The following is a 26,184-nucleotide window of genomic DNA, read 5'->3' on the forward strand; positions in this document are numbered from 1 at the left end:
ACGACGCTTTTTATAACCCGTTCTCGAAAGGACATACCGTGGCAGCTAAGAAAATTCTGTTTCTGACTGGCGATTTTGCGGAAGACTACGAGACCATGGTGCCGTTCCAGGCGCTGCAGATGGTTGGGCACACGGTGCACGCGGTTTGCCCCGGCAAGCAGTCCGGCGACACCATCAAGACCGCGATTCACGATTTCGAAGGCGACCAGACCTACACCGAAAAGCCGGGCCACCTGTTCGCGCTCAACGCCAGCTTCGACGACGTCGACGTCGCCAACTACGACGCGCTGATGATCGCCGGCGGCCGCGCGCCGGAATACCTGCGCCTCAATCCGCGCGTGATCGCCATCGTCCAGGAGTTTGCGGCCGCGTCGAAGCCGATAGCGGCGGTGTGCCACGGCGCGCAGTTGCTGGCGGCGGCGGAGGTCATACGCGGCAAGAAGATCTCGTGCTATCCGGCCTGCTCGCCGGAAGTCAAACTGGCCGGCGGCGAGTACGCCGACATCGCGGTCGACCAGGCGGTCACCGACGGTAATTTCGTCACCGCCCCCGCGTGGCCGGCGCACCCCGCGTGGCTCGGCCAGTTCCTGCGCGTGCTGGGAACGGAAATCAAACTGTAGCGAGGTTGCGGGCGTGGAAGCGGATGTGGTCTTCCATGAACGTCGAGATGAAGTAGTAGCCATGGTCGTACCGCGCGTGCCGCCGCAGTTCCAGCGGCTGCGCCGCGCTGCGGCAGGCTTCCTCGAACGCCTCCGGATACAGCTGCTCGGCCAGGAATTTATCGCCCAGTCCCTGGTCGATCAGGATGCCGGCCGGGAAGGGCGTCTTCAGGCCGGCCATCAATAAACTGGCGTCGTACTGCGCCCATGCGGCGGTATGGTCGCCGAGGTAGCCGCTGAAAGCCTTGTGGCCCCAAGGGCACTTCGATGGCGCCGCGATCGGCGCGAACGCGGACACCGAGCGGAAGACGTCCGGCCGTTTGAGCGCCATCGTCAGCGCGCCATGTCCACCCATCGAATGGCCGAAGATGCCGAGGCGCGTGCCGTCGACCGGCAGCTCTTTGACCACCAGTTCGCGCAGCTCGTGGATGTAGCTGTACATCCGGTAGTGCCGCGCCCACGGCTCTTGCGTCGCGTCCAGGTAGAAGCCGGCGCCGACGCCAAAATCCCAGCTGTCCGCCTCACCGGCGACGCCGGCGCCGCGCGGGCTGGTATCCGGCGCGATGAGGATCAGCCCCGCCTGCGCCGCCGCGCGCTGCGCGCCGGCCTTGGTCATGAAGGTCTCTTCGTTGCAGGTCAGTCCCGCGAGGTAGAACAGCGCCGGCATGCGGGTTTGATCGCCTTCCTGGCGTTCTGGAATGAAGACCGAAAAGCGCATCGGCAAGCCGATTTCGCGCGAGTCGTGGCGGTAGAAACGCTGGGTGCCGCCGAAGCAGGCGTGTTCACTGATTAGTTCAAGCATGTGTTTTTCCTATGTTCCCTAGCGAACAGTCGTGGTCCGGTTTATCGGCCATAATAATCGAAGTATGGTTTACAGAGGAGAAGTACATGCCGGATATTCAGGTCATCATGGCCGATTTGGGCTGGCCGTTCGCGATCGCGCTGGCTTGGCTGTCGGGAGAGTTCCTGCATCGCTGGACCAAGCTGCCACGCATCAGCGTCTACGGCATCGTCGGATTTTTACTCGCGCAGGCCTTCCCCGCAGCGCTCAGCAGCGGTGCGTCGAGCACCGTCACCACCCTGGCCAATCTGGCTTTCGGACTCATACTGTTTGAATTCGGTTACCGCATCAATCTGCGCTGGCTCAGGATTAATCCCTGGATCGCAGTCAGCGGCCTGGCGGAATCGGCGGCCACTTTCGGCGTCGTCTATTTCATCGCTTATCTCACCGGCATGCCGTCGCTGACGTCGCTCTTGCTCGCGTCGCTGGCCATGTCCACATCGCCGGCCGGCGTGCTGCGCGTGATCAATGAGCAGAACAGCTCTGGCCAAGTCACCGAGCGCGTGCTCCACCTGGTTGCGATCAACTGCGTACTGGCGGTATTCGTCTTCAAAGTGGTGGTGGGCTTCTGGGTGTTCCAGACCTCCGGCAGCCTGCCGCAGGCGATCTCGCACAGCCTCATCGAGCTGGTGGTATCGGCGGTCATGGGCGCGGTGATGGGCTTTATGGTCCCGGCCTTGCTGCGCCGTCTCGGCGCGCTGGCGCAGGACGGCACCGTCGCCTTCGCGCTTGGTGTGGTGCTGCTGGTCGCCGCCGCCGGCGCCTTCGATGTCTCGCCGGTTCTCGCCACGTTGACCTTCGGCCTGGCCGCGCGCCATAGCCGCGTCGCCTTCAGCCGCACCGAGCGCAATTTCGGCGGCATCGGCGAATTGCTGACGGTTCTGCTGTTCGTGTTTGCCGTCTCCACCCTGGAGTGGGAGCGCGTGGTCGACGGCGCGGGCCTCGGTATCGTGCTGCTGCTGGCGCGCTTCCTGGTCAAGACGGCCAGCGTGGCGGCATTCGCCAAGGTTGGCGGCATCTCGTGGCGCAAGGGCGTGCTGACCGGCGTCGCGCTGGCGCCGATGTCGGTCTTCGTCACGCTGCTGCTCGAACAAACTAAATACATGGGGATCGTGCTGGTCGACGAACTGGCGGCGCTGGCGGCGATGACGCTGCTGCTGGAAGTGGTCGGACCGATCGTCACGCAACGCGCGCTGATCTGGGCCAACGAAACCCAGGTCAAGGAGGAAAAGTAAATGCCATTAGAACCATTCAACACATCCGAACCGCTGACGATGGGCGTGGAGCTCGAGCTCCAGCTGATCAGCCTTTCGGACTACGACTTGACGGCGTCCAGCCCGGACTTGCTGCACCTGTTGGGACGCAAGCCGTTCCCCGGCAACGTCACGCCGGAGATCACCGAGAGCATGATCGAGATTAACAGCGACGTGCACACCAATCACACCGAACTGGTGGCGCAGTTGCAGCTGATCCGCGACACCCTGGTCACCGCTGGCGAACAGCTAAACATCGGCATCTGCGGCGGCGGCACGCACCCGTTCCAGAAATGGTCGGACCGGAAGATCTTCTCCAAACCGCGCTTCAAGGAAGTATCGGAGCTGTACGGCTACCTGGCCAAGCAGTTTACGATTTTCGGCCAACACGTGCACATCGGCTGCGCCAATGGCGACGACGCGCTGTTCCTGCTGCATTCGCTCAGCCGCTACGTGCCGCACTTCATCGCGTTGTCGTCATCTTCGCCGTACGTGCAGGGGAACGACACCTTGTTCAATTCCGCGCGTCTGAATTCGGTGTTCGCGTTTCCGATGAGCGGACGCGCGCCGTTCGTGCAGAACTGGGCGACCTTCGAGAATGAATACTTCGCCAAGATGGAACACACTGGCGTGATCAAGAGCATGAAGGACTTTTACTGGGACATTCGTCCCAAGCCGGAATTCGGCACCATCGAGCTGCGGGTGTGCGACACGCCGCTGACGGTGGAGCGGGCGGCGGCGCTGGCGGTGTATCTGCAATCGCTGTGCAGCTATCTGCTGGAGCGCCGGGAAGAGGCGCCTGCCGAGGATGACTATCTGGTATATAACTACAACCGCTTCCAGGCTTGCCGTTTCGGGCTGGATGGCACGCTGGTGCATCCGAAGAGTTATGACAGCCTGTCGCTGCGCGAGGATATTTTGACGACGCTGCGCAAGATGGAGCCGTATGGCGCCAAGCTTGGCGCCACTGCTGGTTTGCAGCATCTGATGCAGGTCACGCACGAGGGCAGCGACGCGCATTATCTGCGGCAGCAGTTCGATCGGAGTGGTAGCGCCGAGGGCATGGTCGACGCGGCGATTCACCGGTTCCGGGGCCGATAGTTTCGGTGTTGGCGGACCATGGCGGATTACGGCGTGCCGCCTAATCCGCCCTACGTGTCGCCGTTGTCAAGCAGACGATGATGAATTCTGAACCACGTAGGGCGGATTAGCGTAGCGTAATCCGCCACGATCCGCCAGCGGCGCACGTCTAAAACCGCGTCTCCCGCGCCACGCGCAGGAAGTTATCCAAAATCCCGGTGCAATCGAGCAGCTCCACACCACCCGCGCTGTGAAATTCCGGGTGCCACTGCAATCCCATCACAAACGGCGCCTTGCGATACCTGATCGCCTCCACCATATTATCCGGCACCGACAACGCCTCCACCACCATATCGCGGCCCAAGGTCTTAACGGCCTGATGGTGAATCGAATTGACCAACCCCGTCGGACGTCCCTTGAACAGTTTGCTCAACGACGACCCCGCCGGGAAGCTGATCTCATGCCGGTTGCGGTCATACTCGTCATTCACGTGCGCCAGCGAATCGGGCACGTCCGACGCGATATCCTGGTACAACGTCCCGCCGAACGCCACGTTGATCAGCTGACACCCGCGGCAAATCCCCAGCACCGGCTTGCCGGCCTCGACGAATTCGTGCAGCAGTTCCAGCTCGTACATATCGCGCGCGCGGTCGCCGCCCCATTCCGGCCGGGTCGGTGTTTCCGAGTAGCTCTGCGGCGAAACATCGGCGCCGCCCTGCAGCACCAGGCCGTCCAGGTGGCGCGCGTAGTCGCGCAGGCGGATGTTGGAAGGGTGCAGCAACCCGTCGGTATTGACGGTCGGGATCATAAAGACCAGCACGTCGCGCGACATGACCCATTGCGCAATGGATTCCTCCAGATATTGCAGGTTCTTGCTGCGCAGGCCGGTGGCACCTGCTTCCGGGTGGAAAATCCGCGCCGAGACGCCGATGTGCAGCGGCCGCTGAATAATGTGCCGCGTGACCGAGGCGGCAACCCTGCGGTAGCGCGCCATGATGACCCGGCCCCACAGGCTGAAGACGTTGTCGCCCGGATCCAGATAGCGGGGCGTCCCAACCTCGGGACGCGCCGAGCGGCGCTCGTGGTCGCTGGCGCGGCGGTGGGGCGTTTCCTGCACGTGCACGTCTTCTGGCGGTACGTCTATGATGTCCTTATCGTCCGGCCCGGTGCTCATGCTGTCCCTCATTAACTATTGACATGATGCCAGTGTGCCATACACCGGCGTCGGCGGTCGCCCGCTTCACAAATCCTTACAACTGTCGGACTTCAGGAAAGCGAGGAAGGCGTCGGCGAAGCCGGCCACCAGCGGGTCGGCCTCGCGCAGGCAGACCAGGCCGACGGACGATATCAACTTGCCGCTTGCCAGTGGCACGAAACGCACGCCCGCCGGCGCCATCAGTTGCATGCACTCAGGAACGATAGCAATGCCCAGATCGGCCGCGATAAGGCTCAGCTGTGACGATTTGCGCGACAGTGCCCGGGCCGGTATCGGAAAGAAACCCTGTTCCAGGCACAGGTTGGCGACCAGGTAGCTCAGGCCGCCCCGGTCCTTGTGCGGGATCGAGATGAACTTCTCCTTGCTCAGGTCGGCCAGTTCGACGTTGTCGAGCGCGGCCAGCGGCGAGCTCTGCGACACCGCCACCATCAGCCGCTCGGTCGACACCTCGCGCACGTGGATGTGCGGATATTTGCGCAGCGTCGGCAGGCGGATCAGGCCGATGTCGGCGCGGCCTTCCTCGATATCGAGCGTCTGGTTTTCCGACGGCGCCATCGACACCTCCAATGTCACGCCGGGGAACTGGTCGAGCAGCTGGGCGATGGCGCCGGTCAGGGTGGGCGTCAGGATCACCGAGCTCGAATGCTGGAGCCGGATCACGCCGCGCGCGCCGAGTCCGACCTGGCGCGCTTGCACCACCGTGTCGTCGATGTCGTCGAGAATGCGCTTGCCGCGTTCGAAGAACAGCTGGCCGGCGGGCGTGAGCTCGATATGGCGCGAGTCGCGCGTCAGCAGCTGCGTTTGCAGCTCGTCTTCCAGTTCCTTGATCTGGCGGCTCAGCGCCGATTGGGCCACGTACAGTTTTTCGGCGGCGCGCGAATAGCTGCCCGCCTCGACGATTTCAACGAAGTATTTGAACTGTTTAAGCGATATCACCGTGTATGCCGTTTCGAGATAGATGGCCGCCGTATTTGATATTGGCTCGAATGGGGCGGCGCCGTTAAAGTGAAGCGTCTCTTCTTCATTTATGGAACCGCCATGTTGGAGCTTATCGGAATCATCGGCATGGTCTTGAGTATTGCAGTAAAACTGATATGCGTCCAGATCGGGTGCGGCAGCGGCAAAGACGAACACGAGGATTGACGCGGCAGCCCATATAATTGGGCATGACTAAAAATAATCTTCGTATCGCGGCCCGCGCGCTGGCGTTGGTGGTGCTGTCGGTGCTGGCGGTGTGGGGCGGCCTGGCGCTGTGGTTTCAGCTGCCCGCGCTGCGCGTGCCGGCGGTGGTGGCGTGGGGCGTGGGCGCCATCGTCACGCTGGCCCTGTGGTGGCGCCGGCGCGACGCGCGCGTGGCGCTGCCATGGCTGGCCGCGATGATTGCGCTGGTGGCGTGGTGGAGCACCTTGCAGCCGACGCATAACCGCGTGTGGGCCGACGACGTGTCGCGCATGGTCGCCGGCCAGGTGCGGGGCAGCGTGGTGACCCTGGACCAGGTGCGCAATTTCGACTGGCGCAGCGATACCGACTATACGCAGCGTTGGGAAGCGCGCAGCTACGATCTGGCGCAACTGCGCTCGGTCGATGTCGCCATGTCCTACTGGATGGGACCTGCGATCGCGCATACGCTGGTGTCGTTCGGCTTTGCCGATGGACGCTACCTGACGTTTTCGATCGAGATCCGCAAGCAGCGCGGCGAGAGTTTCGACGCCATCGCCGGGTTTTTCAAGGGTTTCGAGACGGTGCTGATCGCCGCCGACGAACGTGACATCCTGCGGGTGCGCACCAATGCTCGCGGCGAGGACATGTATTTGTACCGTTTGAAGATGTCGTCCGAAGCGATGCGCTCGTTGTTTCTGGCGTATCTGGAGGAGGGCGCAGCGCTCAAACGCGAGCCGCGTTTCTACAATACGTTGACGGCCAACTGCACCACCATCATTTTCGAGATGGCGCGCCGCATCGATCCGGGACTGCCGTTCGATTGGCGCTTGCTGGCGTCGGGTTACCTGGACCGGTATCTGTTCGATATCGGCGCGTTGGCGGGCGGGCAGGATTTCGAGACGCTGCGCCGCAACGCCCACATCACCGAACGCGCGCGCGCCGCCGACAAGGCCGAGGATTTTTCAGCCCGCATACGTACGGTTCCCAGATGAGGCATCGTCCTGATTTTTCTACCGCGCGAAATACAGCTCGTTCACCCGATCGAGGCTGACCTCCGCCGCCCGCTGCGACAGCGCCACTTTCCCGCTCTGCATCAGGTAGACATGATCGGCGATGCCAATCGCCCGTTCCGTGTTCTGCTCAACCAGAATAATGGTCCGCCCGCCGGCCTTGAGCCGCTCGAGGGTCTCGAACACCTCGTTGACGATCACCGGGGCCAATCCCAGCGACGGCTCGTCGACAATCAACAAGCGCGGCTCGGACATCAACGCGCGCGCCATCGCCAGCATCTGCGCCTCGCCACCCGACAGCGAACCGGCCAACTGTGCGCGCCGCTCCCGCAGGCGCGGAAACATCAGGTACGACTTCTCCAGACGCGTTTTGACATGCGCGCGGTGCGACGGATGATACGCCCCCATGATCAAATTCTCCTCCACGCTCATGTCGCGGAAGGTCAAACGATCCTCTGTGATTAGCGCCACCCCATGGCCGGCCATATGCCAGGTCGGCGTACCGTTCAAACGCTTGCCATCGAGGCGGATCTCGCCGCCGTTCACCGGCAGCAGTCCCATGATCGTGCGCAGCAGCGTAGTCTTGCCCGCGCCATTCGGTCCGATGATCGTCGTCAGCTCGCCCGCCTGCGCCCGCATCGACACGTCCCATAACACGTTGATAGCGCCATAGCCGGCACGCACCCGGTCCATCTCAAGCATTGCCGGCTCCCACAACGGTTCCCGTATAACTGCGCATCACCTCCGGATCGCGGAACACGGCGTCCGGCGTGCCATCGGCGATCAGCTGGCCGAAATTGAGCACCACCACCCGCGGGCACAAGGCGCTGATGGTCTCGATATCGTGCTCGATCATGACGATGCCGACGCCGAAACGCGCATGCATCTCCCTGAGCATCTCCATGAAGCGCCGTTTGCCTGTGGTTTCCAGCCCGGCCAGCACTTCGTCGAGCAGCAGCAACTTGGGCGATGTGGCCAGCGCCTTCGCCACTTCCAGCGCTTTCAACTCGGTCAGCGATAGCTCCGTGGAGGCGTCGCGGGCGGCCTTGTCGGCCAGGCTGGTGAACTCCAGGATCTCGTCGATTTGCCGTGTGTCGATTTTCTCGGCGCCGAAGCGCTGGGCCACGATCAGGTTTTCGCGCACCGTCAGTTCGTGCATTGGCTGCGGCACCTGGAAGGTGCGGCCGATGCCGAGCCGCGCGCGCCGGTACATCGGCGTGCGCAGCACGTCGTGGCGATCGAAACGAATGCTGCCGCCCGTTGTGCGCACCAGTCCCGAGATGGCGTTGAACAGCGTGGTCTTGCCGGCGCCGTTGGGACCGACCAGTCCGACCACATCTCCTGCGCCGACGTTGAGCGTGACGTTGTTGACCGCTGTCAGGCCGCCGAAGCGCACCGAGAGGTTGTTCAGTTCAAGCATGGTCGTTCCTTCCTGGCTTGGATGCTGGCTTGTGCAGCAGCGGCAGCAGACCGGTGGGGCTGAAGATGATTATCGCGACGAGCAGACCGCCCAGCACCAGTTGATGTCCGGTCGGGATCAGCGACTTGAACACCAGTTGATCGAGCAGATAGACCACCAGCGCGCCGATCACCGGTCCGCCGATGGTGCGGTAGCCGCCGAAGATGGCGGCGACGATGGGCAGCGTCACCCAGACGCCGTTGAACGCGTAATCCGGTTCGAGGAAATTCAGGTAATGGGCGTTGAAGGCGCCCGCCACGCCGGCCATGAAGGCCGACACCATCAGCATCGCCCCTTTGAGCAGCGTGCTGTTGACGCCGACCACGCGGGTGGCGTCTTCGCTGTCGTGCATGGCGCGCAGGGCGAGGCCGTAGTGGCTGGCGCGGATGGCGCGGTAGGCCAGCGCGAACAGCAGCACGATGGTGAGGATGACGAGGTAGGCGCCGGTCTTGCCGCCCATGCCGATGCCGAACAGGTTCGCCGGCAGCACCGGGATATTGCCAATGCCGGCGGCGCCGCCCGTCACCGAGGTCCATTCGGTGGCGACGATGCGGAAGATGTGCGCGTACGCCAGTATCGCCAGCGCAAAGTAGGGGCCGCGCAGGCGCAGCACCGGCAGCATCGCCAGCGAGGCGATCACCGCGCCGGCCCCTCCCAGCACCATCCCGGCCGGCACCGGCAGCCCCGCCTTGAGCGTGACGATGGCCGAGACATAGGCGCCGACCCCGAAGAAGGCGCTGTGGCCGAAGCTGACCATGCCGCCCAGATTGCCCAGCAAGGCCCATGACAGCGCCACGCAGCCGATCACCAGCGCCGCGACGATCAGGCTCATAATGTATTGGTTCGCGCCGAGCATCAGCGGCACGCCGACGTAGCCGACCGTCAGCAGCGCGATGAACAGCGCCCAGTCGCGTCTCGATGCGAAGCGGCCACTCATCCGCGCCTCCGGCTCGCACCCATCAAGCCATTCGGCATCACGAACAGCACCAGCAGGAATAGCATCATGCCGGCCAGCTCCTGCAGCGCGGAACTGGCCAGCGTGACGGTCAGCGCCTCGGCGACGCCAAGCAGCACGGCGCCGAGCAGCACGCCGGGGATCGAACCGACGCCCGCCAGCACGGTGATGATGAAGGCCTTGACGGTCAGCGCGCCGCCGTACGCGGGCTGGATCACGCCGTAGCTATATAACGCCACGCCGGCGAATCCCGCCAGCATGCCGGCGACGATGAAGGACACCAGTTCCGTGCGGGCCGGCGGAATGCCCATCAACTTGGCAGCTTCGCGGTTGCTCGAGACGGCGCGCAGCGCGCGGCCATACCAGCTGCGCGACAGCCACCACCACAAGCAGGCCATCAGCAGCAGGCTGACGATGAAGAACACCGCCTCGCCGCGCATGCTGTACAGCGGCCCGACGACAAAGGCTTCCTGCAGCCAGCTGGAACTGGTCGAGCGCACGTCGGCCTTCCAGATCAGCAGGATCAGGTTGGTCATGATCACGCCGATGCCGAAGGTGAGGATCAGCGAATTGATTTCGCGGTCCTTGCGGATGCCGCTGACGATGCCGTACACGCCGGCCGACGTCAGGCTGACGACGATCACCGCGACCGGAATCGCCCACGCGGGGTTGAGTCCCAGCCCGGATTCCACCGCGTAGGCGATGTAGGCCGCCAGCAGCACCAGCTCCCCGTGGGCGAGGTTAATCACCCGCATGGTGCCGAACACCAGCGCCAGTCCCAGCGCGATCAGCGCATACGAGCCTCCCTGGAGCAGGCCGGAATACAGCGCTTGCAGTATCAGGTCGGTCATGCGCCGCGGTCCGGCGTTACCACGGCTTGGCCGGATAGATCATCTTGCCGGTGGCGTTGGAAGCCGGCCAGACGATGACGATGTTCTTGCCCTGATGCTGGGCCATGCGGTGGACGAAGTTCAGGTTGTCGCCGTTGGCGCCGAACTGCACGCGTCCGATCAGCGTTTCGCGGTCGGTCTTGCGCAGTTCCTCGGCCACGCCGCCTTTTTTAACCGTGCCCTTGTCGGCGGCCCGCGCGATGGCCTCGAACAGCAGCATCGATTGCACGTAGCCGAATTGGCCGAGGTAGTCCGGCTCCTTCTTGTACAGCGCCTTGTAGGCGGCGGCGAAAGCCTTGCCGTCGGCCGTGTCGAAGGTGGCGGGGAAGGGCAGCAGCGCGGTGCCGTACACATTGGGCATCAGGTCGGGGAATTCGGCCGCCATCTTCGGCGTCGCCAGCGACCACACGCCGATCAGCGCGTTGACGGGCGGCTTGAGCACGCGCGCCGCGCGCAGGATGCCGACGTAGTCGTTCTCGTACCCGACCATCAAAATCACTTCGGACTTGTCCTGCAATCGGATCTTGTTGACGATCGGCTTGAAGTCGGTGATGGCCGGGTCGAACGAATGCGCCGTCGCTTTTACACCTTTCCCCGCCAGCGCCTTTTGCACCGAGCTGGCCAGGTCGGAAGTGGCTTCCTTGGTCGAGAAGACGATGGACACGCTCTTGGCGCCCATGTGGGCCAGGGTGCCCAGGACGGCTTTTTCGTAGCCCGCGGTGTTATTAATACGGAAAAAATTCTTGCGGCCGCTGTTGACCAGGCTATCGTCGACGCCACCGGAGGTGATATAGGGCAGTCCCAGTTTGTTGGCCGCGTCGGAGGCCGGGGAGATATTGTTGGAGCCGTAGCCGCCGGTGATGGCGATCGCGCCATCGCTGGCCAGCTTCTCGACCGCCGCCACCGCCTTGGCCGGCGCCGATTCGTCGTCGATGGTGACGATCTTGACCTTGTGCTTGCCGTTACTCTTGTTGAAGACATCGGCGGCGACCATCACGCCTTCCTGCATGCCCGCACCCACCCGCGCCAGGGTGCCGGTCAGCGGCAGCTGCGCGCCGACGATGAATTCCTCCGCGTACGCCGGGGACGCGGTTGCCACCATTGCCGTCATCAGTACCGCGATTGACGCGGCCATCGTTATTTTTTTCATGACTGTCTCCACCTTTTGGGTTATTTTTGTGCCAGTTGCCGCAGCCGTCCTTTCAAGATCTTGCCGGTCGTTGCCGCTGGCAGTGTTTGCATCGCGATGATCTCCGACGGGCATTTGTAAGGCGACAGCCGGCCCGCCAGGTACTGCTGTAATTCCATGGTCAATTCCGCGGTCGAACCGCTATGGCGTGGATCGAGTTCGACGAAGGCGACCACCTCCTCGTTGCCGTCGCCATCGTTCGAATCGCGGCCCACCACCGCCGATTGCGTCACCGCAGGATGGGCGTTGAGCACCGTCTCCACTTCCAGCGGATAGACGTTGAAGCCGGAGCGGATGATCAGCTCCTTGGTGCGGCCGACGATGAACAGCGCGCCATCCGGCTCCTGGCGCGCCATGTCGCCGGTGTTGATCCAGCCGCCGGGCCGCATCGCCGCCGCCGTCATTTCCGGTTCGCGGTAATAGCCCAGCATGATGTTGGGGCCGCGCACCCACAGTTCGCCGTCGGCGCCTGCCGCCACATCGGCGCCGGTCTGGTCGACCACGCGCACCTCCACGCCCGGAATCGCCATGCCGACCGAGGCGTCGCCACGCGGCGCGTCCAGGCGCGTCTGGCTCACCGTCGGCGAGGTCTCGGTCATGCCGTAGCCGTTGTGCAGTGCGACGCCTAGTAAAGTTTCGACTTGCGTTTTCAGGCTGGGCGACAGCGGCGAGCCGCCGGCATAGGCGAAGCGCAGGCGGTTTTCCAGCCGGGGCGGCTGGCCGTCTTCGCCGGTCCCGAGCCTTTCCAGCAGGCGCGCGTACATCGCCGGCACGCCCTGCAGGATGGTCAGGCGGTCGTCACGTATCGCCGCGATCAGCGCGTCGGGCGTGAAGCGCGGGCACAGATACAGGCATGCACCCGCGTACAGGGTGCCCAGCATGACCGAGGCCAGTCCGTAGACGTGCGTGATCGGCAGCACTCCGTAGGCGCGGTCCTCCGGCGTCAGGCCGCGCAGCGTACTCGAAATGGCGGCGATGAACAAGAGGTTGCGGTGCGTGAGCATCACGCCTTTGGGATTGCCGGTGGTGCCGGTGGTGTAGATCAGCGCCGCCACCTGGCTTTCAGGCGCGGCATGCGGCGCCTCCTGCGCGCATTCGGCGTTCAGCGCCCCGATCATCCATGCGACATCCTCGAAGGGCGGCTGCGCCGGCTCGGCGCCGTGGCGCCGGCCGTGGGCCGTGGTTTCAGGGGAGGCTGGCATCGAGGTCTAGATCACGCGCCGCGCGCCGCTGTGGTCGAGGATCTGGTCGACCTCGCGCGCGGAGAGGCGGCCGTTGACGTGGACGATCCAGGCGCCGATGTCGGCGGCGGCGAAGGTCAGCACCACTTGTGCGACGCAGTTCTCGCCGACCACCATCAGGCGGTCGCCGGCGCGCACATCGAGGCGGCGCAGCAGCGCGGAAGTTTGATCGACCGCCGCCGCCAGTTGCGCGTAGCTCCAGTGGCGCCGGCCGTCGTGCAGCGCCGGCGCGTCGGGCGCGCGCGCCGACCAGCGGCGCGGAATGCCGCTGACGCGGTCCGGCAGCGATGTCAGCACCTGCTTGACGTCGATAGCGGCGCTATCCTTCATCCGGCCCGCGCCGGGGTTTTCTGGTCTCTTGTCATGGTCTCCCTTTCGGAAGTCCCCAATGTGCCGATTCGGCCAGACCCTGTCAAGCTTTGATGTCGATCAGCGTGCCGAGGTTTTGGTCGGCGGCCTGTATCACTTTGGCCGACAGGTCGAATTGCGCCTTGTAGACCAGCGAGTTGGTGGCCTCGGCGGCGTAGTCGGTGCCGCTGGCCTCCGACGACTGCATTTGCCGCCCCTCGACCGACAGCGTGACGCCGCCGCCGGCCGGCGAGCTTTCCTGGAACGAGGCGCGCGCCGGCTGGAATCCGGCGGTGCTCATGTTGGCGACCGAATGCGCGCTGTTGGCCAGCGCGCCGGCGCTGGCCTGCAGCCCCGAGGCCGCCGTGTGGATCGTTGATATCGCCATGATAGTTGCCTGCCTGTTAATTACTCTATGGAAATCAGGTCCAGTGTAGCTCAGATATTGCCCATATGTATGTTAACTAGATCGTTAGACAATGTATTGGTTCAAAAATCGCGGTTTCTATGCTACTCTGCGCGCCTTAGTTGTTTTTGAGAAATAATCAGGGGAGTAGTAATCATGGCGTTTTTTGATTTTCTGGAGAAGGACCGCACGATAGCGGGGTCCGGCTTCAACCGCTGGCTGGTACCGCCGGCGGCGTTGGCGATCCACCTTTGCATCGGCATGGCCTACGGTTTCTCGGTGTTCTGGCTGCCGCTGTCGCGCGCGGTCGGCGTTACCGAACCGCTGGCCTGCGCGGCCGAAATGGATTTGATGGCCCGCATCCTGTCGTCGACCTGCGACTGGCAGATCTCGATGCTGGGCTGGATGTACACAATGTTCTTCGTCTTCCTCGGCCTGTCCGCGTGGCTGTTCGGCGGCTGGCTGGAACACGCCGGTCCGCGTAAAGCGGGCGTGGTGTCGGCGCTGTGCTGGTGCGGTGGTTTGGTGATTTCGGCGCTGGGCGTATACCACCACCAGATCTGGTTGATGTGGATCGGCTCCGGCGTCATCGGCGGTATCGGCCTGGGTCTCGGCTACATCTCGCCGGTGTCCACCCTGATCAAATGGTTCCCGGACCGTCGCGGCATGGCGACCGGCATGGCCATCATGGGCTTCGGCGGCGGCGCCATGATCGGCGCACCGCTGGCCGACATGCTGATGAAACACTTCGCCACCGCCAGCGGCGTCGGCGTCTGGCAAACCTTCCTGGCCATGGCGGCGATCTACTTCGTCTTCATGATGGCGGGCGCGCTGTCGTACCGCGTGCCGGCCACCGGCTGGAAACCGGCCGGCTGGACGCCGCCGGCGACCAACGCCAACGCCATGATCACCACCCGCCACGTCCACGCCAGCAAGGTGTGGGGCATTCCGCAATTCTGGCTGGTGTGGCTGGTCCTGTGCCTGAACGTGACGGCCGGTATCGGCATCCTGGGCATGGCCTCGCCGCTGCTGCAGGAGATCTTCGGCGGCCAGCTGCTTGGCGTGACCACCGCGTTCAACGAATTGACCCTGGCGCAGAAGGGCCAGATCGCCGCCATCGCCGCCGGCTTCACCGGCTTGCTGTCGCTGTTTAATATCGGCGGCCGCTTCGTGTGGGCGTCGTGCTCCGACTTCCTGGGCCGTAAAGTCACCTACGGTATCTTCTTCGTGCTGGGCTTCGCGCTGTACGCGTCGATTCCTTCGATGGCGCACGGCGGCCATCTGGGCCTGTTCGTCGGCTTCTTCTGCATCATCCTGTCGATGTACGGCGGCGGCTTCGCCACCGTGCCGGCCTACCTGGCCGACTTGTTCGGCACGCAGATGGTGGGCGCCATCCACGGCCGCCTGCTGACCGCATGGGCAGCCGCCGGGGTGTTCGGCCCGATCCTGGTCAACTACGTGCGCGAGTACCAGATCGCCAACGGCGTGCCGAAGGCCCAGGCCTACGACTTCACGATGTACGTGCTGGCCGGCCTGCTGCTGGTCGGCCTGGTGTGCAACCTGCTGGTGCGCCCGATCGCCGACAAGCACTTCATGACCGACGCCGAACTGGCGGCCGAGAAGAAGCTGGCGCACGAGCGCGACGCGGCCGCATCGACCGGCGCGGCCGCTGCGGCGGGCGGCACCACCAGCCCGATCGCGGTCGCTTTCGGCTGGCTGGCCGTCGGCATCCCGATGGCCATCGGTATCTCCATCACGGTGCAGAAGGCTTCGGTACTGTTCAAGTAAGGCGTTAGTTTACTAGCGGCCGACGGGGCCGGTTCAGCTGATGCTGGGCCGGCCTTTTTTTATTGCCCGGATGCTGCGGCATGTCATTGGCTAGCGGCATGTTTGCTGACGGAGAGCAAAACGGGCGGGCATTCTATCGGAAGGGCGGTTCGGTGCACCTTTGATCTAGATCATATAGCGCGGGTTGGGCTGACGTAGCCTTGTCTCTCGCGCTGCAGACGCGTCGTCGAAAACCGGATCGACACCATCGCTAGATTTCAAGGCACCTTTTACTTTCTTTTCGAGGCATATTTATGTACCCATTTTCCCAGTCAGTCACCCCAGCCGCCAGAACCCATCTGGAAGCGCAGTTGTCGTTCTTTAACGACATGTCGAAATCCTTGTTTCGTACCGTTCAGCAATACAGCGACCTCAATATCCAGTTGGCCCAAACCATGCTGGAAGAAAGCACGATGAGCGGCCAGAAGTTCATCACCGCCAATCGTCCGACCGAAGCGATGGCGGCTGCGGCGGCACACGCCCAGCCCACTGCGGAAAAGCTGCGCGCCTACCAGCAGCACCTGTCGCGTATCGCCGCCGACACCCAGGTTGACCTGTCCAAAGTGGCCGAAGAGCATGTGCAGGAAACCAGCCGTACCGCCCGCGCCCTGGCCGACGAGGTGGCGCGTGTGACGTCGGAAGAAACGGAAAAAAACCTGCGCAGTCAGCAGGACGCGGTCAGCAAGTTCACCGATCCGTTCATGAGCCAGTACGACGGTTCGCGCCAGTCGCGTGGTACCGAAATGCACGGTAGCCAGTCGCTGCAGAGCGCCGGCCAGAACGGCGCCGACAGCCAGGCAGGCAGCATGCAAGGCGGTCAAGCGTCCCAGGCACAAACGGCGGCCCAGGCGGCCGCCCAGGGCAGCAAGCAAGCCGGAGCCCGCAAGGAAACTTGATAACGGTTGCAGTAAAATAAAATAAGATTTGCCGTGTGCGGGATCGGGAATCGCCGCGCGCGGCATTTTTTTCGCCCATGCTTTATCATGGCCGGCTTATGCTGTCTGGAGATAAAGTATGACGACGTCCACCACCGCGCAGCCGGAATCGCTGCACATCGTTTGCCCCCATTGCGACGCGGTCAACCGCGTGCCGGCCGCCAGGCTGTCGGCCGAGCCGGTGTGCGGCAAATGTCAGCGCGCGCTGTTCACCGGCCAGCCGGTCGATCTGTCGAGCGCGCGCTTCATCAAACATATCGAACGCAGCGATATTCCGGTCCTGGCGGATTTCTGGGCGCCGTGGTGCGGTCCGTGTCGCACGATGGCGCCGTTTTACGCACAGGCGACCCAGCGGCTGGAGCCGCAGTTCCGCGTCGTCAAGGTGAACACCGAAGAGGCGCAGGATTTGTCGGCGCGCTACGCCATCCGCAGCATTCCTACATTGGCCTTGTTCAAGGGCGGGCGGGAAATCGCGCGCCAGCCGGGGGCGATGGATGCGACCAACATCGTCGCGTGGGCCACGCAGAATAACCGTGGATGATTATTCGGCCGCGCGGTCCAGCCATTTCCTGATGCCATCGAGCGTGCGGAAGTCGGCGATCGAACGGGTGTTGATGTGCGGGTGCCTGGCTTGCATCATTTTGGTCAGCGCCGATCCGGGGCCCAATTCCAGCGCGTAGGTGATGCCGGCTTCCGCGCAGGCATCCATGCAGGCCAGCCAGCGGATTTTTTCCGCCATCTGGCGCGACAGCAGGTCGACCGCTTGGGCTTTGCTATCGACAGCCGTTGCACTGATCCCGGCCAGCACCGGTGCGGTCATCGGGCTAAATTCTGCTTGCCGCAGCAGTTCCGCGAACGGACGCACGGCGTCGCGCATGAATGGCGTGTGCGATGCCACCTCGACCGGTAGCCGCGTGCATCGTCCTCCCGCCGCGATGACGGCCGCTTCCAGCGCCTGCGCCGTTTGTGCCAGGCCGCCCGCAATACAGGCGTCGTCGCCGGTTTCTATGCTGACTTGGAATGCGTGCGATGTCGCCAGTTCCCCGAGCCGCTTTGAGCTCAGACCAGATAATGCCAGCAACGCCTGGCCCGGATGCGTCGCCAGGCACCCGTCCATCAGTTGCGCGCGCCGCGCTGCCAGTTCGGTCGCCGTCGCGGCGGTGAAGGCGCCAGCCACGCCATAAGCCGACAATTCGCCGATGCTGTACCCGGCGACCAGCGCCGGCCGCGGCGCAAACTCCCGGATCGCTTCCCACATGCCCAAGGTGGCGGCCACGATCAGCGGCTGGGCGTTGCCGTTCGCGTAAATATCGCCGCCATCGAAAGCCTGCGGCATCATGGCGGACAGGCCGTCGAGCAGGGCGGCCGCGCCGGCGCTGGTGCGCGCCAGGTCGAACATGTGCGCATGCTGCCCGCCCTGGCCGGGGCAAAGCAGCAGCAGTCGTGATTGGGCGCCGTATGACATCGTCACGGTCCGTCCGCGGCCAGCGCGGCGATGGACTGCACAAGACAGCTTGCCGCCAGCAGGTCGGCGGCGCCGCCCGGCGACAGTCGCCGCTGGACAAACACTTGATGGCTGGCCAGCGCCTGCCCAAGCCAGTTGGGGTTCGCGGTGCCGCCGGCATCGAGGAAACGCTGCGCGTGCGTCCGCACCGTTAGCGCGCCGTTCGGGCCGGCGCGGTGATACACGTTGCTGTCGCTGATGTGCGCCATCAACGCGAACAGCGCGTCGATGCGTGCCATCGTCATCGTGGCGCCGCGTGCGCGCGAGGCTTGCAGCGCCGGCACGCCGATCTCGAACACCGACGGCAGGCCAAGCGCGCCTTCCTCCCGCGCGCCGCTCGCCGCGTATTGCGCCGCCACGCGCAGGCCGTTGCTGGCCGGCGCTGCCGGCGTGGACGGCGCGCTGGCGTGCATCGCCAGGTCCTCGCCCCAGCGTATCAGCATGGTGGCGCGCAGAGCGGCCGGTGTCATCGGCGTGCCCTGGGAGCGGGCGCGGCCCGCCGCCGCGCACAGCAGGCCAAGGCTGAAGATGGCGCCCCGGTGGGTGTTGATGTCTTTCGTCGCCTTCAGCATGGCCTTTTCCGCCCCAATGCCCAGTTGCTTCAATCGAGCAAAGGGCGCGTCTTCCAGGCCCGCCAGGCAGATATCCCTGAAGTAGTGACGCAGCGAGAACAGGCTGCGCATGAAAGTGGCCGCGTTCATGTCGCTATGGCTGCCCGAATCGACCCGCGACACCAGTCCGGGCTTGGGATACAGGCATAGTTCCGTGTACAGGCTGCCGACGGCAAGCCGCGCGATCTCGCGGGCGAAGCGCCGTTGCGTCGAGGCGCTTAACTGCCGTGGCGCGGCGTGCGGAGTGATCGCGCGCAGAGCAGGGGCACGGGCAAGGCTGGTGGTGCGCATCGTTACGGCTCCAATAGCGCCAGCAGCGACGCCGTATCCGCCAGTCGCACCACGCCCAGCTCCTTGACGATCACCTTGGCCGGATTGGCGATCGCCATCCGCCACTCCTTCCACGATACGGCCGCACCGCCCGGGAAGACGATCTCGCCGTCGAGCGGCAGCAGCGCGGCATGACGGGACAGCATGGCGACGCCGTCCTCCAGTTGCCGCCGGCTCGTCGGGTGAAACAGGATGTCGACATCCGAAGTCTCCGACACATACGGAAGTTCGGTGATCGCCTCCATCGCCAGCGAACCGTAGGCCCGCAGATGCATTCCCGCCGCGTCGCGCTGGAGCGCCGCCACTTGCGCGCGCCAGGTGCTGGGCGACGAGCGCAATACGGATGCCAGCGACATCGCGGGCGCCGACTTTTTGATATGGGCCGCATGCGCCCGCAGCGAGATGCGCACCTTATGTCCGCTGTCTTCATCCGGCGGCAACGGCAGTCCAAGGCAGATTTCATCCGGCGCCGCATCCGCATCGGCGCGCCGCACGACCACCGGCCATGACTGGATTTGCCACAGCCTGAAGGCGGCCTTGTGTTGCGGCTCCTCGGTGCGCTGCGCGGCTATCCAGCCGGCGTCGTCGAGCCAGACGAGCATATGCCGTTCCAGCACCGGGACGGTTGTCGCGGCCCCGGGCTTGCCAGCGGTTTTGCCAGCTTTTTCAGGCGGTGAGTACATCGCCGTCCGTCATGACCGCTTCGATCACCGGCTGCGCCAGGCGCCGTCCGCCGCGTTCGAGGCCAAGTGCGCTGCGCCGGTCGCCGGCGGTGGGTTCGGCCAGCGCCGCTTTCAGTCGCGCCGCCAGGTCGCCCTCCCAGATCGCCTGCAGGCCGCCCATGCGCAGATAATTCTCCGGGCCGGGCGCGAACACGGGGTTACTTTGCGCGAGTTCCGTCAAACGTTCCTCGGGCACCTTGGTGATACGGGCCATCGCCGGCAACCCCATGACGCGGATGGTGGCGTCGGGCAGCGCGTAGCAGGCGTCGGCCATCAGACCGCTGGTGATGAAGCCACCCGACAAGGCCTGGTCGTACACCAGGCCGATGATCTTGTGGCCCTTGCGCCGCGCCAGGTCCACGCATTTCCCAAGGTGGGCCATATAGCTGTTGATGCCCAACATCTCGTCGCGATGACGCAAACGCTGGCCTTGCGTATCGATCAGCATCAGTATCGGCTTGCCGGGGAATTCACGCACCGTGTGCAGTATTCCGCGCGCCTGCGCCAGCGCGATCTCCACGCCGATGGGCGTGTGGCCGGTGGTGCCGATCACCGCCACCGTGTGACCATCCACCTGTCCGCTGCCGGACAGGAAATCGTCCTTTTCGATGATCGAGTGACCTTGCGGGAACAGCGCATCCGCCAGTTTTTTCCAATCCATGTCAGGCTCCCATGCGGCGCGCTGCCGCCACCGCGATAAAACTGTCCACTTCCAGCATCGGCACGTTGGCCGCGTCGGGTATCTGCATCGCGCTCCAGATGTCGACCGGATCGGGCAGGGCGCCGAAGCGGGCGATGCGCTCGCCGAGCATTTCCTGCTCGGCCTCCAGCGCCTCCAGCGACAACTCGGCCGGATCGCTGGCATACTGCGCCACCGCCTCCTGCGCGGCCGCGCGGAAGGCCGCGATGTCGTCGGCGACGATGCGCTGGCAATCGCCCATCAGGTAGCGGTGCTTGCCGCCGGTGCTGCGCCAGACCAGCGCGCGGTCGCGCGAATCGAATTCCTCGACGCCGTTGGCGGTTTCGATCACTTCCGGACCGGACATCGCCAGCCGGCCTTCCTCCGACATCACCACCACGTTGGCGCAGCGCGAGACGATGCCCATGCCGCCGAAGGCGCCGTTGGAGCCGCCCACCAGCACGATCACCGGAACGCCGGCGGCGCGCGCGTCAAGCAGGGCGCGCATCACTTCCGACACCGCGATCAAGCCGGCGTTGGCCTCGTGCAGCCGTACGCCGCCCGATTCCACCAGCAGCACCACCGCCGCGACCTTGTCGGCGACGGCGCGGCGCAGTAGGCCGACCAGCTTTGCGCCGTGGACCTCGCCCACGGCGCCGCCCATGAAACCACCTTCCTGCGCGGCGGTGTAGACCGGCACCCCGCCCAGCAGCGCGCGGCCGACGGCCACGCCATCGTCGAACGCCACCGGCGCGTTGAGCTGGCCCAGGTGCGGGCTGATGACGCGTTTGGACGGCGGCAGGAATTCCTTGAAACTGCCTGGATCGAACAGCGACTGCAGGCGCTCGCGCGCGGTCGCTTCCTGATAACTGACGGCGCGGATTGGATCGGCGGCGGGGTTCACGGCGGTGATCACGATCCTTCTCCCAGCATGGTCTGCACGGCCTGGTCGAGCCGCAGACTGACCACGGCCGGCGTCGCGCCCATGTCGTTGATCGAGATGCGGGTGTCGGCCAGTAGCCAGCGCGCGTGGAAGTCGTTCATCACGGCTTGCCAGATCGGGCCGAAGCCCACCGCCGCCGTGGTGATTTCGATGGTGCAGGCGCCATCGAGCGCCGCCGGCTCGATCAGCACTTCCAGATTGCCGGAACCGACCACGCCGACCACTTGCGGATCGGTCTTGAGGCGGCGGGTTCCTTGCTCGAATCGGTAGTTCAGGGTTTCCATAATTATTCCTTTACCAGTTGCGGAAACGCTTGGGCGGCTGATACAAGCCACCCGATGCGCGCACCAGGTCTTTCATATTGCGCGCGGCCAGCAGGTCGCGCGTGGCCAGGCGCTTGTCGACGCCAAGGTCCTCCGCACGCTGGATGATTCCACGATCGCGCAGGTTTTCCACCATCTTCGCGTCGCGCCCCAGTCCGACCGGCGTGTAGCCCGCTACGCCGCGTATCGCCTGCTCGCGTTCCTCGTCGGTGCGGCACAGCAGCAGGTTGGCGATGCCTTCCTCGGTCAGGATGTGGGTGACGTCGTCGCCGTAGATCATCACCGGTGGAATCGCCATTTTGGCCTGTTCCATCAATTCCCAGGCGTCGAGCTTTTCGACAAAGGCCGGCTGCATATGTTCGCGGAAGGTTTCCACCATCTGTACCACCAGTTTCTGGCCGCGCGGGATGGTGTTGCGGCCTTCGCGGGCCTGCTGGCCCGCCTTCAGCCATGCCGGACTGGCGTGACGGCGTCCGCGCGCGTCCGCGCCCATGTTGGAGGCGCCGCCGAAGCCGGAGATGCGGCCCGCCGTCGCCGTCGACGAGTTGCCCTGCAAATCGATCTGCAGGGTGGAGCCGATGAACATGTCGCAGGCGTAGTGGCCGGCGGCCTGGCACATGGCGCGGTTGCTGCGCATGGTGCCGTCGGGGCCGATGGCGAAGACGTCCGGCCGGGCGTGGATGTAGTCCTCCATGCCCAGCTCCGAACCGAAGGAATACACCGATTGCACGAAGCCCGCCTCGATCGCCGGAATCAGCGCCGGGTGCGGATTCAGCGCCCAGTGCTTGCCGATCTTGCCGCGCAGGCCGAGCGACTCGGCGTACGTCGGCAGCAGCAGTTCGATGGCGGCGGTGTCGAAGCCGATGCCGTGGTTCAGACGCTGCACGCCGTATTCGGCGTAGATGCCTTTGATGGCCATCATCGCCATCAGCACCTGGATCTCGGAGATCTGCGCCGGATCGCGCGTGAACAGCGGTTCGATATAGTAGGGGCGCGGTGACTGCACGACGAAATCGACCCAGTCGCCCGGCACGTCGACGCGCGGCACGCTGTCGACGATGCGGTTGACCTGCACGATGACGATGCCCTGCTTGAAGGCGGTCGCCTCGACGATGGCCGGCGTATCCTCGGTGTTCGGGCCGGTGTACAGGTTGCCGTGGCGGTCGGCCGCCTCCGCCGCGATCAGGCAGACGCGCGGCGGCAGGTCGATGAAGTAACGGCTGAACAGCTCCAGATAAGTGTGGATCGCGCCGATATTCAGCTTTCCGGCCGACGCCAGTCGCGCCACGCGCGCCGCCTGCGGGCCGGAGAACGAAAAGTCCAGCTTGGAGGCGACGCCGCGCTCGAACACATCCAGATGCTCCGGCAGCGCCAGCACCGACTGCAGCATGTGCAGGTCGTTGACACGTTCCGGATTCAGATGCGCGAGCGCGTGGCCGAGGAAGTCGGCCTGTTTCTGGTTATTCCCTTCAAGGCAAACGCGGTCGCCGCATTCGATCACCGCGTGCAGCAGATCGGCGATGCGCGCGGCCGGCAGGCTTTTGCCCGTCAGGTCGGTGCCCAACTCCGTGCCGGCGCGCTTGAGTCGTGCGGCGCGGTTAAGCTGCAAGGTGTTCCATGCGGCGACTGTCATTTACTTTGCTCCCATAATCATGTCAGGCAGGCCTGTGGCGATGGACGGGAACAGGCATAACAAAATCACCGCCACGAACATCAGCACCAGGAAGGGGAACACGCCCCAGATCACATCCTTGAGCGGTATGTCTGGCGCGATGTTCTTGATAACGAATATATTGAGCCCCACCGGCGGATGGATCAAGCCCATTTCCATCACCACGGTCATCACCACGCCAAACCAGATCAGGTCGAAACCGGCGTCCTTCAACGGCGGAAGGATGATCGGCGCGGTCATCAGGATAATCGAAACCGGCGGCAGGAAGAAGCCGAAGACGACCACCATCAGCAAAATCACCGTCAACAGCAGCCATTTCGACAGGTGCAGGCTGACCACCCAGTTGGCGGCCGACTGGCTGATGTGCAGATAGCTCATCACGTAGGAATACAGCAGCGACATCCCGATGATCAGCAACAGCATCGTCGATTCCTTGATCGATGAACTGAGGATGGGCGACAGGTCCTTCGGCTTCCATACGCCGTAGATCACGGCCAGCAGCACCATCGCCAGCAGCGCGCCCAGGCCCGCCGTCTCCGACGGGGTGGCGAAGCCGCCGTAAAGCGCGACCATGACGCCGATCAGCAGCACGATGAACGGCAGCACGCGCGGCAGCATTTCCACTTTTTGCTTGAAGGTGAAATGCTCGTCCTCCAGGTAGGGCGACTTTTCGCCGCCGTTCTGGTAGATGGCCAGCGCCATTTTGTATTCCTTCTGCGCGCGGTAGACGGCGTAGCCGGCGAACAGCGCGACCAGCAGGACGCCGGGGCCGATACCGGCCAGGAACAGGCGGCCCAGCGACTGCTCGGCGGCGACCGCGTACAGGATCATCGTGATCGACGGCGGCAGCAGGATGCCCAGCGTGCCGCCGGCGGCGATGATGCCGGCCGCGAAACCGGGCGAGTAGCCGCGCTTGCGCATTTCCGGAATCCCTGCCGAGCCGATGGCCGAGCAGGTGGCGGGCGAGGAGCCGGCCATGGCGGCGAACAGCGCGCAGGCAAAGACGTTGGCGATACCCAGGCCGCCGGGAACCTTGTGCATCCAGGTGTGGATGGCGGAGTACAGGTCCTTGCCGGCCGGTGACTTGCCGATGGCCGCGCCCTTCAGGATGAACAGGGGGATCGACAGCAAGGTAATCGATGCCATCTCCTCGTAGACGTTCTGCGTGATCGTGTCGAGCGAGGAGGACGGCATGAAGAAGTACATGAAGCCCGTCGCCACCACGCCAAGCGCGAAGGCGATCGGCATCCCGGAGAACATCACCACCAGGGTGACTGCGCCATACAGCGCGCCCAGAGTCAGTTCGCTCATGCCACACGCTCCAGCGTTGGTTTGGATTTGTTGGTCATTCTCGCCAGCGTTTGCAGCACGATCTGGAGTGTCAGCAGCGTCATGCCGGCCGCCATCATGGAGTACGGTATCCACAGCGGCGGCGCGAAGGTCGACGACGTGGTCTGGCCATCGACCCAGGCTTCGTGGAACAGCGCCCATGATTTCCATGAGAAGAAGGCGCAGAACAGCGCCGACATGATGTCGACGAACAGCAGGCGCGCCGCGTTGACGCCGCGCGGCAGCAGCGAGGCCACCGCCTCGATGCCGATATGGCCGCGATGCGACTGCACGAAGGCCGTGCAGAAGAACGTCACGCCGACCAGCATGAACACCGACGCCTCGTCCTGCCAGTCGGTGGGCGCGTTGAAGAAGTAACGCGACACCACCGAATAGGTCAGCACGAGGGCGGTGAGCACCAGCGCGATCATCGACACGAGCAGCAACGCGCGGTTCAGACGGTCGAGCAGCGCGGTTGCCGCCGCCACGACGGCGTTGTCGGGGGGCGCGGGGCCGCGCCCCGGCTCTATCTCGACGCCGTGGCTCATAGCGTTTGCTCTGCCAGTTTCAGCAGTTTGGCGCAGTTATCGTTCTTCTCGCCGTAGTCCTTCCAGGCGGTGGTGCGGGCGATGGCCTGCCATTTTTTCACCACGGCCGGATTCAGGTCGACCACCTTGGCGCCGACCTTCTGGTACACGGCGGCCACCTGCACATCGTCGGCCTTGGCCGATTTCAGGGCGAACGCTTCCAGCTCGGCGCCGACGGTCAGGATCAACTGCTGCTGGTCCTTCGGCAGCTTGTCGAAGATCGCGCGCGACATCATCAGCGGCTCGAACATGAACCAGTAGGCGCCGTTGCGGCCCGTGGTCAGCGCCTTCGACACTTCCTCGAGCCGGAAGGAGATCAGCGAGGTGGAGGAGGTCAGCGCCGCTTCCATGGCGCCGGTCTGCATGGCGGCGTAGATTTCGTTGGACGGCAGCGACACCACGGCGGCGCCGGCGGCCTTGAGGATCAGGTCCATCTCGCGCGAGCCGCCACGGATCTTCATGCCCTTGGCGTCGTCCGGATCGACCACCGGCTTGGTGCGCGAGGCGACGCCGCCGGCCTGCCAGATCCAGCTTACCAGCACGATGCCTTTGTCGTAGAGGATGCGACTCAGTTCCTTGCCCACTTCAGCGTTCTTCCAGCCGTACGCCTGTTCGTACGACGTCACCAGCCCTGGCATCAGGCCGATGTTCACCTCCGGGACTTCGCCGCCCGCGTACGACAGCGGCACCAGCGACAGATCGAGCGCGCCCTTGCGCATGGCCGAGAACTGCGCGTTGGTCTTCATCAGCGAGGAACCCGGATAGATCTCGAATTTCAGGCCGCCCTTGGAGCGTTTTTCCACTTCGGCCGCGAACATGCGGGTCATGCGGTCGCGGAAGTCGCCTTCGTTGATCGTCCCGCCGGGGAACTGGTGGGAGATTTTGAGGGTCTTGGTCTGCGCCCAGGCGGGTTGAAACAGTAACGGGCTGGTGGCCAGTGCGGCGAGTACGGACCTGCGGGTAAAAGTGGTCATACATTCCTCCAAGAAATTGATGTTTAGAAATATTATATTT

26 protein-coding genes and 1 pseudogene are annotated in these 26,184 nt (G+C 64.3%); 7 read left to right on the forward strand and 20 right to left on the reverse strand.

What is annotated here, in order from left to right; translation table 11 throughout:
• Window positions 1–95: 95 nt before the first annotated feature.
• Window positions 96–620 carry a DJ-1/PfpI family protein gene (locus tag NHH73_12975; GenBank protein ID USX29622.1) on the forward strand — a complete coding sequence of 175 codons (525 nt, stop codon included), beginning with the start codon at window positions 96–98 and terminating at the stop codon, window positions 618–620.
• Here the strand turns inward: NHH73_12975 and fghA are convergent.
• Complete coding sequence (fghA, locus tag NHH73_12980) at window positions 610–1,461, reverse strand: S-formylglutathione hydrolase (protein USX29132.1); 852 nt, start codon at window positions 1,459–1,461, stop codon at window positions 610–612. The two genes, NHH73_12975 and fghA, sit on opposite strands and share 11 nt — an antisense overlap.
• A gap of 86 nt (window positions 1,462–1,547) precedes the next feature.
• Between fghA and NHH73_12985 the strand changes: the two genes are divergently transcribed.
• Together NHH73_12985 and NHH73_12990 are read left to right on the forward strand one after the other, a co-directional pair.
• Window positions 1,548–2,735 (forward strand): cation:proton antiporter, encoded by a 1,188-nt coding sequence (locus NHH73_12985; GenBank protein USX29133.1) that lies wholly within the window; start codon window positions 1,548–1,550, stop codon window positions 2,733–2,735.
• Window positions 2,736–3,854: a YbdK family carboxylate-amine ligase gene (locus NHH73_12990; protein ID USX29134.1), complete on the forward strand. Its 1,119-nt coding sequence runs from the start codon at window positions 2,736–2,738 to the stop codon at window positions 3,852–3,854.
• A gap of 148 nt (window positions 3,855–4,002) precedes the next feature.
• Here the strand turns inward: NHH73_12990 and NHH73_12995 are convergent, their stop codons facing one another.
• On the reverse strand, window positions 4,003–5,007 hold the full coding sequence (locus NHH73_12995; protein USX29135.1) for a type 1 glutamine amidotransferase: 1,005 nt from the start codon (window positions 5,005–5,007) through the stop codon (window positions 4,003–4,005).
• Between the two features lie 66 nt (window positions 5,008–5,073).
• Entirely contained in the window at window positions 5,074–5,985 is a 912-nt protein-coding gene (locus NHH73_13000; protein ID USX29136.1) for a LysR family transcriptional regulator, read from the reverse strand.
• A gap of 230 nt (window positions 5,986–6,215) precedes the next feature.
• Between NHH73_13000 and NHH73_13005 the strand changes: the two genes are divergently transcribed.
• A complete protein-coding gene (locus NHH73_13005; GenBank protein USX29137.1) occupies window positions 6,216–7,202 on the forward strand; it encodes a DUF4105 domain-containing protein in 987 nt (328 codons plus the stop codon).
• 18 nt (window positions 7,203–7,220) lie between these two features.
• Here NHH73_13005 and NHH73_13010 read toward each other — a convergent pair whose 3' ends face one another.
• The 7 genes and pseudogenes from NHH73_13010 to NHH73_13040 form a co-directional block, all read right to left on the reverse strand.
• Window positions 7,221–7,922, reverse strand: a complete 702-nt coding sequence (locus NHH73_13010; protein ID USX29138.1) for an ABC transporter ATP-binding protein — start codon at window positions 7,920–7,922, stop codon at window positions 7,221–7,223.
• Window positions 7,915–8,640 (reverse strand): ABC transporter ATP-binding protein, encoded by a 726-nt coding sequence (locus tag NHH73_13015; protein ID USX29139.1) that lies wholly within the window; start codon window positions 8,638–8,640, stop codon window positions 7,915–7,917. Before NHH73_13015 ends, NHH73_13010 begins: the two co-directional genes overlap by 8 nt.
• Window positions 8,633–9,616, reverse strand: coding sequence for a branched-chain amino acid ABC transporter permease (locus tag NHH73_13020; protein ID USX29140.1), 984 nt, complete (start codon window positions 9,614–9,616; stop codon window positions 8,633–8,635). The genes NHH73_13015 and NHH73_13020 overlap by 8 nt, the downstream gene beginning before the upstream one ends.
• Window positions 9,613–10,485 (reverse strand): branched-chain amino acid ABC transporter permease, encoded by an 873-nt coding sequence (locus tag NHH73_13025; protein USX29141.1) that lies wholly within the window; start codon window positions 10,483–10,485, stop codon window positions 9,613–9,615. Before NHH73_13025 ends, NHH73_13020 begins: the two co-directional genes overlap by 4 nt.
• Window positions 10,486–10,501: 16 nt before the next feature.
• Window positions 10,502–11,674, reverse strand: coding sequence for an ABC transporter substrate-binding protein (locus tag NHH73_13030; GenBank protein ID USX29142.1), 1,173 nt, complete (start codon window positions 11,672–11,674; stop codon window positions 10,502–10,504).
• Window positions 11,675–11,694: 20 nt separating this feature from the next.
• Window positions 11,695–13,284, reverse strand: a pseudogene (locus NHH73_13035) (AMP-binding protein).
• 82 nt (window positions 13,285–13,366) lie between these two features.
• Window positions 13,367–13,690, reverse strand: coding sequence for a hypothetical protein (locus NHH73_13040; GenBank protein ID USX29143.1), 324 nt, complete (start codon window positions 13,688–13,690; stop codon window positions 13,367–13,369).
• Window positions 13,691–13,864: 174 nt separating this feature from the next.
• Between NHH73_13040 and NHH73_13045 the strand changes: the two genes are divergently transcribed.
• The 3 genes from NHH73_13045 to trxC all read left to right on the forward strand — a co-directional run bounded on the left by NHH73_13045 (window position 13,865) and on the right by trxC (window position 17,011).
• Window positions 13,865–15,496: an OFA family MFS transporter gene (locus NHH73_13045; GenBank protein ID USX29144.1), complete on the forward strand. Its 1,632-nt coding sequence runs from the start codon at window positions 13,865–13,867 to the stop codon at window positions 15,494–15,496.
• 293 nt (window positions 15,497–15,789) lie between these two features.
• A complete protein-coding gene (locus tag NHH73_13050) occupies window positions 15,790–16,431 on the forward strand; it encodes a phasin family protein (protein ID USX29145.1) in 642 nt (213 codons plus the stop codon).
• Between the two features lie 118 nt (window positions 16,432–16,549).
• Window positions 16,550–17,011, forward strand: a complete 462-nt coding sequence (gene trxC, locus NHH73_13055) for a thioredoxin TrxC (protein ID USX29146.1) — start codon at window positions 16,550–16,552, stop codon at window positions 17,009–17,011.
• Here trxC and NHH73_13060 read toward each other — a convergent pair whose 3' ends face one another.
• From NHH73_13060 to dctP, 10 genes are all read right to left on the reverse strand, one after another.
• Complete coding sequence (locus NHH73_13060) at window positions 17,012–17,941, reverse strand: acyltransferase domain-containing protein (GenBank protein ID USX29147.1); 930 nt, start codon at window positions 17,939–17,941, stop codon at window positions 17,012–17,014.
• Window positions 17,938–18,876, reverse strand: coding sequence for a triphosphoribosyl-dephospho-CoA synthase MdcB (mdcB, locus tag NHH73_13065; protein ID USX29148.1), 939 nt, complete (start codon window positions 18,874–18,876; stop codon window positions 17,938–17,940). The genes NHH73_13060 and mdcB overlap by 4 nt, the downstream gene beginning before the upstream one ends.
• Before the next feature lie 2 nt (window positions 18,877–18,878).
• A complete protein-coding gene (gene mdcG, locus NHH73_13070) occupies window positions 18,879–19,517 on the reverse strand; it encodes a malonate decarboxylase holo-[acyl-carrier-protein] synthase (protein USX29149.1) in 639 nt (212 codons plus the stop codon).
• 64 nt (window positions 19,518–19,581) lie between these two features.
• The gene (mdcE, locus tag NHH73_13075) at window positions 19,582–20,298 is read right to left on the reverse strand and encodes a biotin-independent malonate decarboxylase subunit gamma (protein ID USX29150.1); all 717 of its coding nucleotides are present in this window, start codon (window positions 20,296–20,298) and stop codon (window positions 19,582–19,584) included.
• Between the two features lies 1 nt (window position 20,299).
• Window positions 20,300–21,232, reverse strand: coding sequence for a biotin-independent malonate decarboxylase subunit beta (locus tag NHH73_13080; GenBank protein USX29151.1), 933 nt, complete (start codon window positions 21,230–21,232; stop codon window positions 20,300–20,302).
• Entirely contained in the window at window positions 21,229–21,543 is a 315-nt protein-coding gene (gene mdcC, locus NHH73_13085) for a malonate decarboxylase acyl carrier protein (protein USX29152.1), read from the reverse strand. The genes NHH73_13080 and mdcC overlap by 4 nt, the downstream gene beginning before the upstream one ends.
• Before the next feature lie 10 nt (window positions 21,544–21,553).
• Entirely contained in the window at window positions 21,554–23,215 is a 1,662-nt protein-coding gene (mdcA, locus tag NHH73_13090; GenBank protein ID USX29153.1) for a malonate decarboxylase subunit alpha, read from the reverse strand.
• Window positions 23,216–24,565: a TRAP transporter large permease gene (locus NHH73_13095; protein USX29154.1), complete on the reverse strand. Its 1,350-nt coding sequence runs from the start codon at window positions 24,563–24,565 to the stop codon at window positions 23,216–23,218.
• On the reverse strand, window positions 24,562–25,131 hold the full coding sequence (locus NHH73_13100; protein USX29155.1) for a TRAP transporter small permease: 570 nt from the start codon (window positions 25,129–25,131) through the stop codon (window positions 24,562–24,564). Before NHH73_13100 ends, NHH73_13095 begins: the two co-directional genes overlap by 4 nt.
• On the reverse strand, window positions 25,128–26,144 hold the full coding sequence (dctP, locus tag NHH73_13105; protein ID USX29156.1) for a TRAP transporter substrate-binding protein DctP: 1,017 nt from the start codon (window positions 26,142–26,144) through the stop codon (window positions 25,128–25,130). Before dctP ends, NHH73_13100 begins: the two co-directional genes overlap by 4 nt.
• Window positions 26,145–26,184: the final 40 nt, after the last annotated feature.

The organism is Oxalobacteraceae bacterium OTU3CINTB1 (assembly GCA_024123955.1).
Lineage (GTDB): Bacteria > Pseudomonadota > Gammaproteobacteria > Burkholderiales > Burkholderiaceae_D > Rugamonas.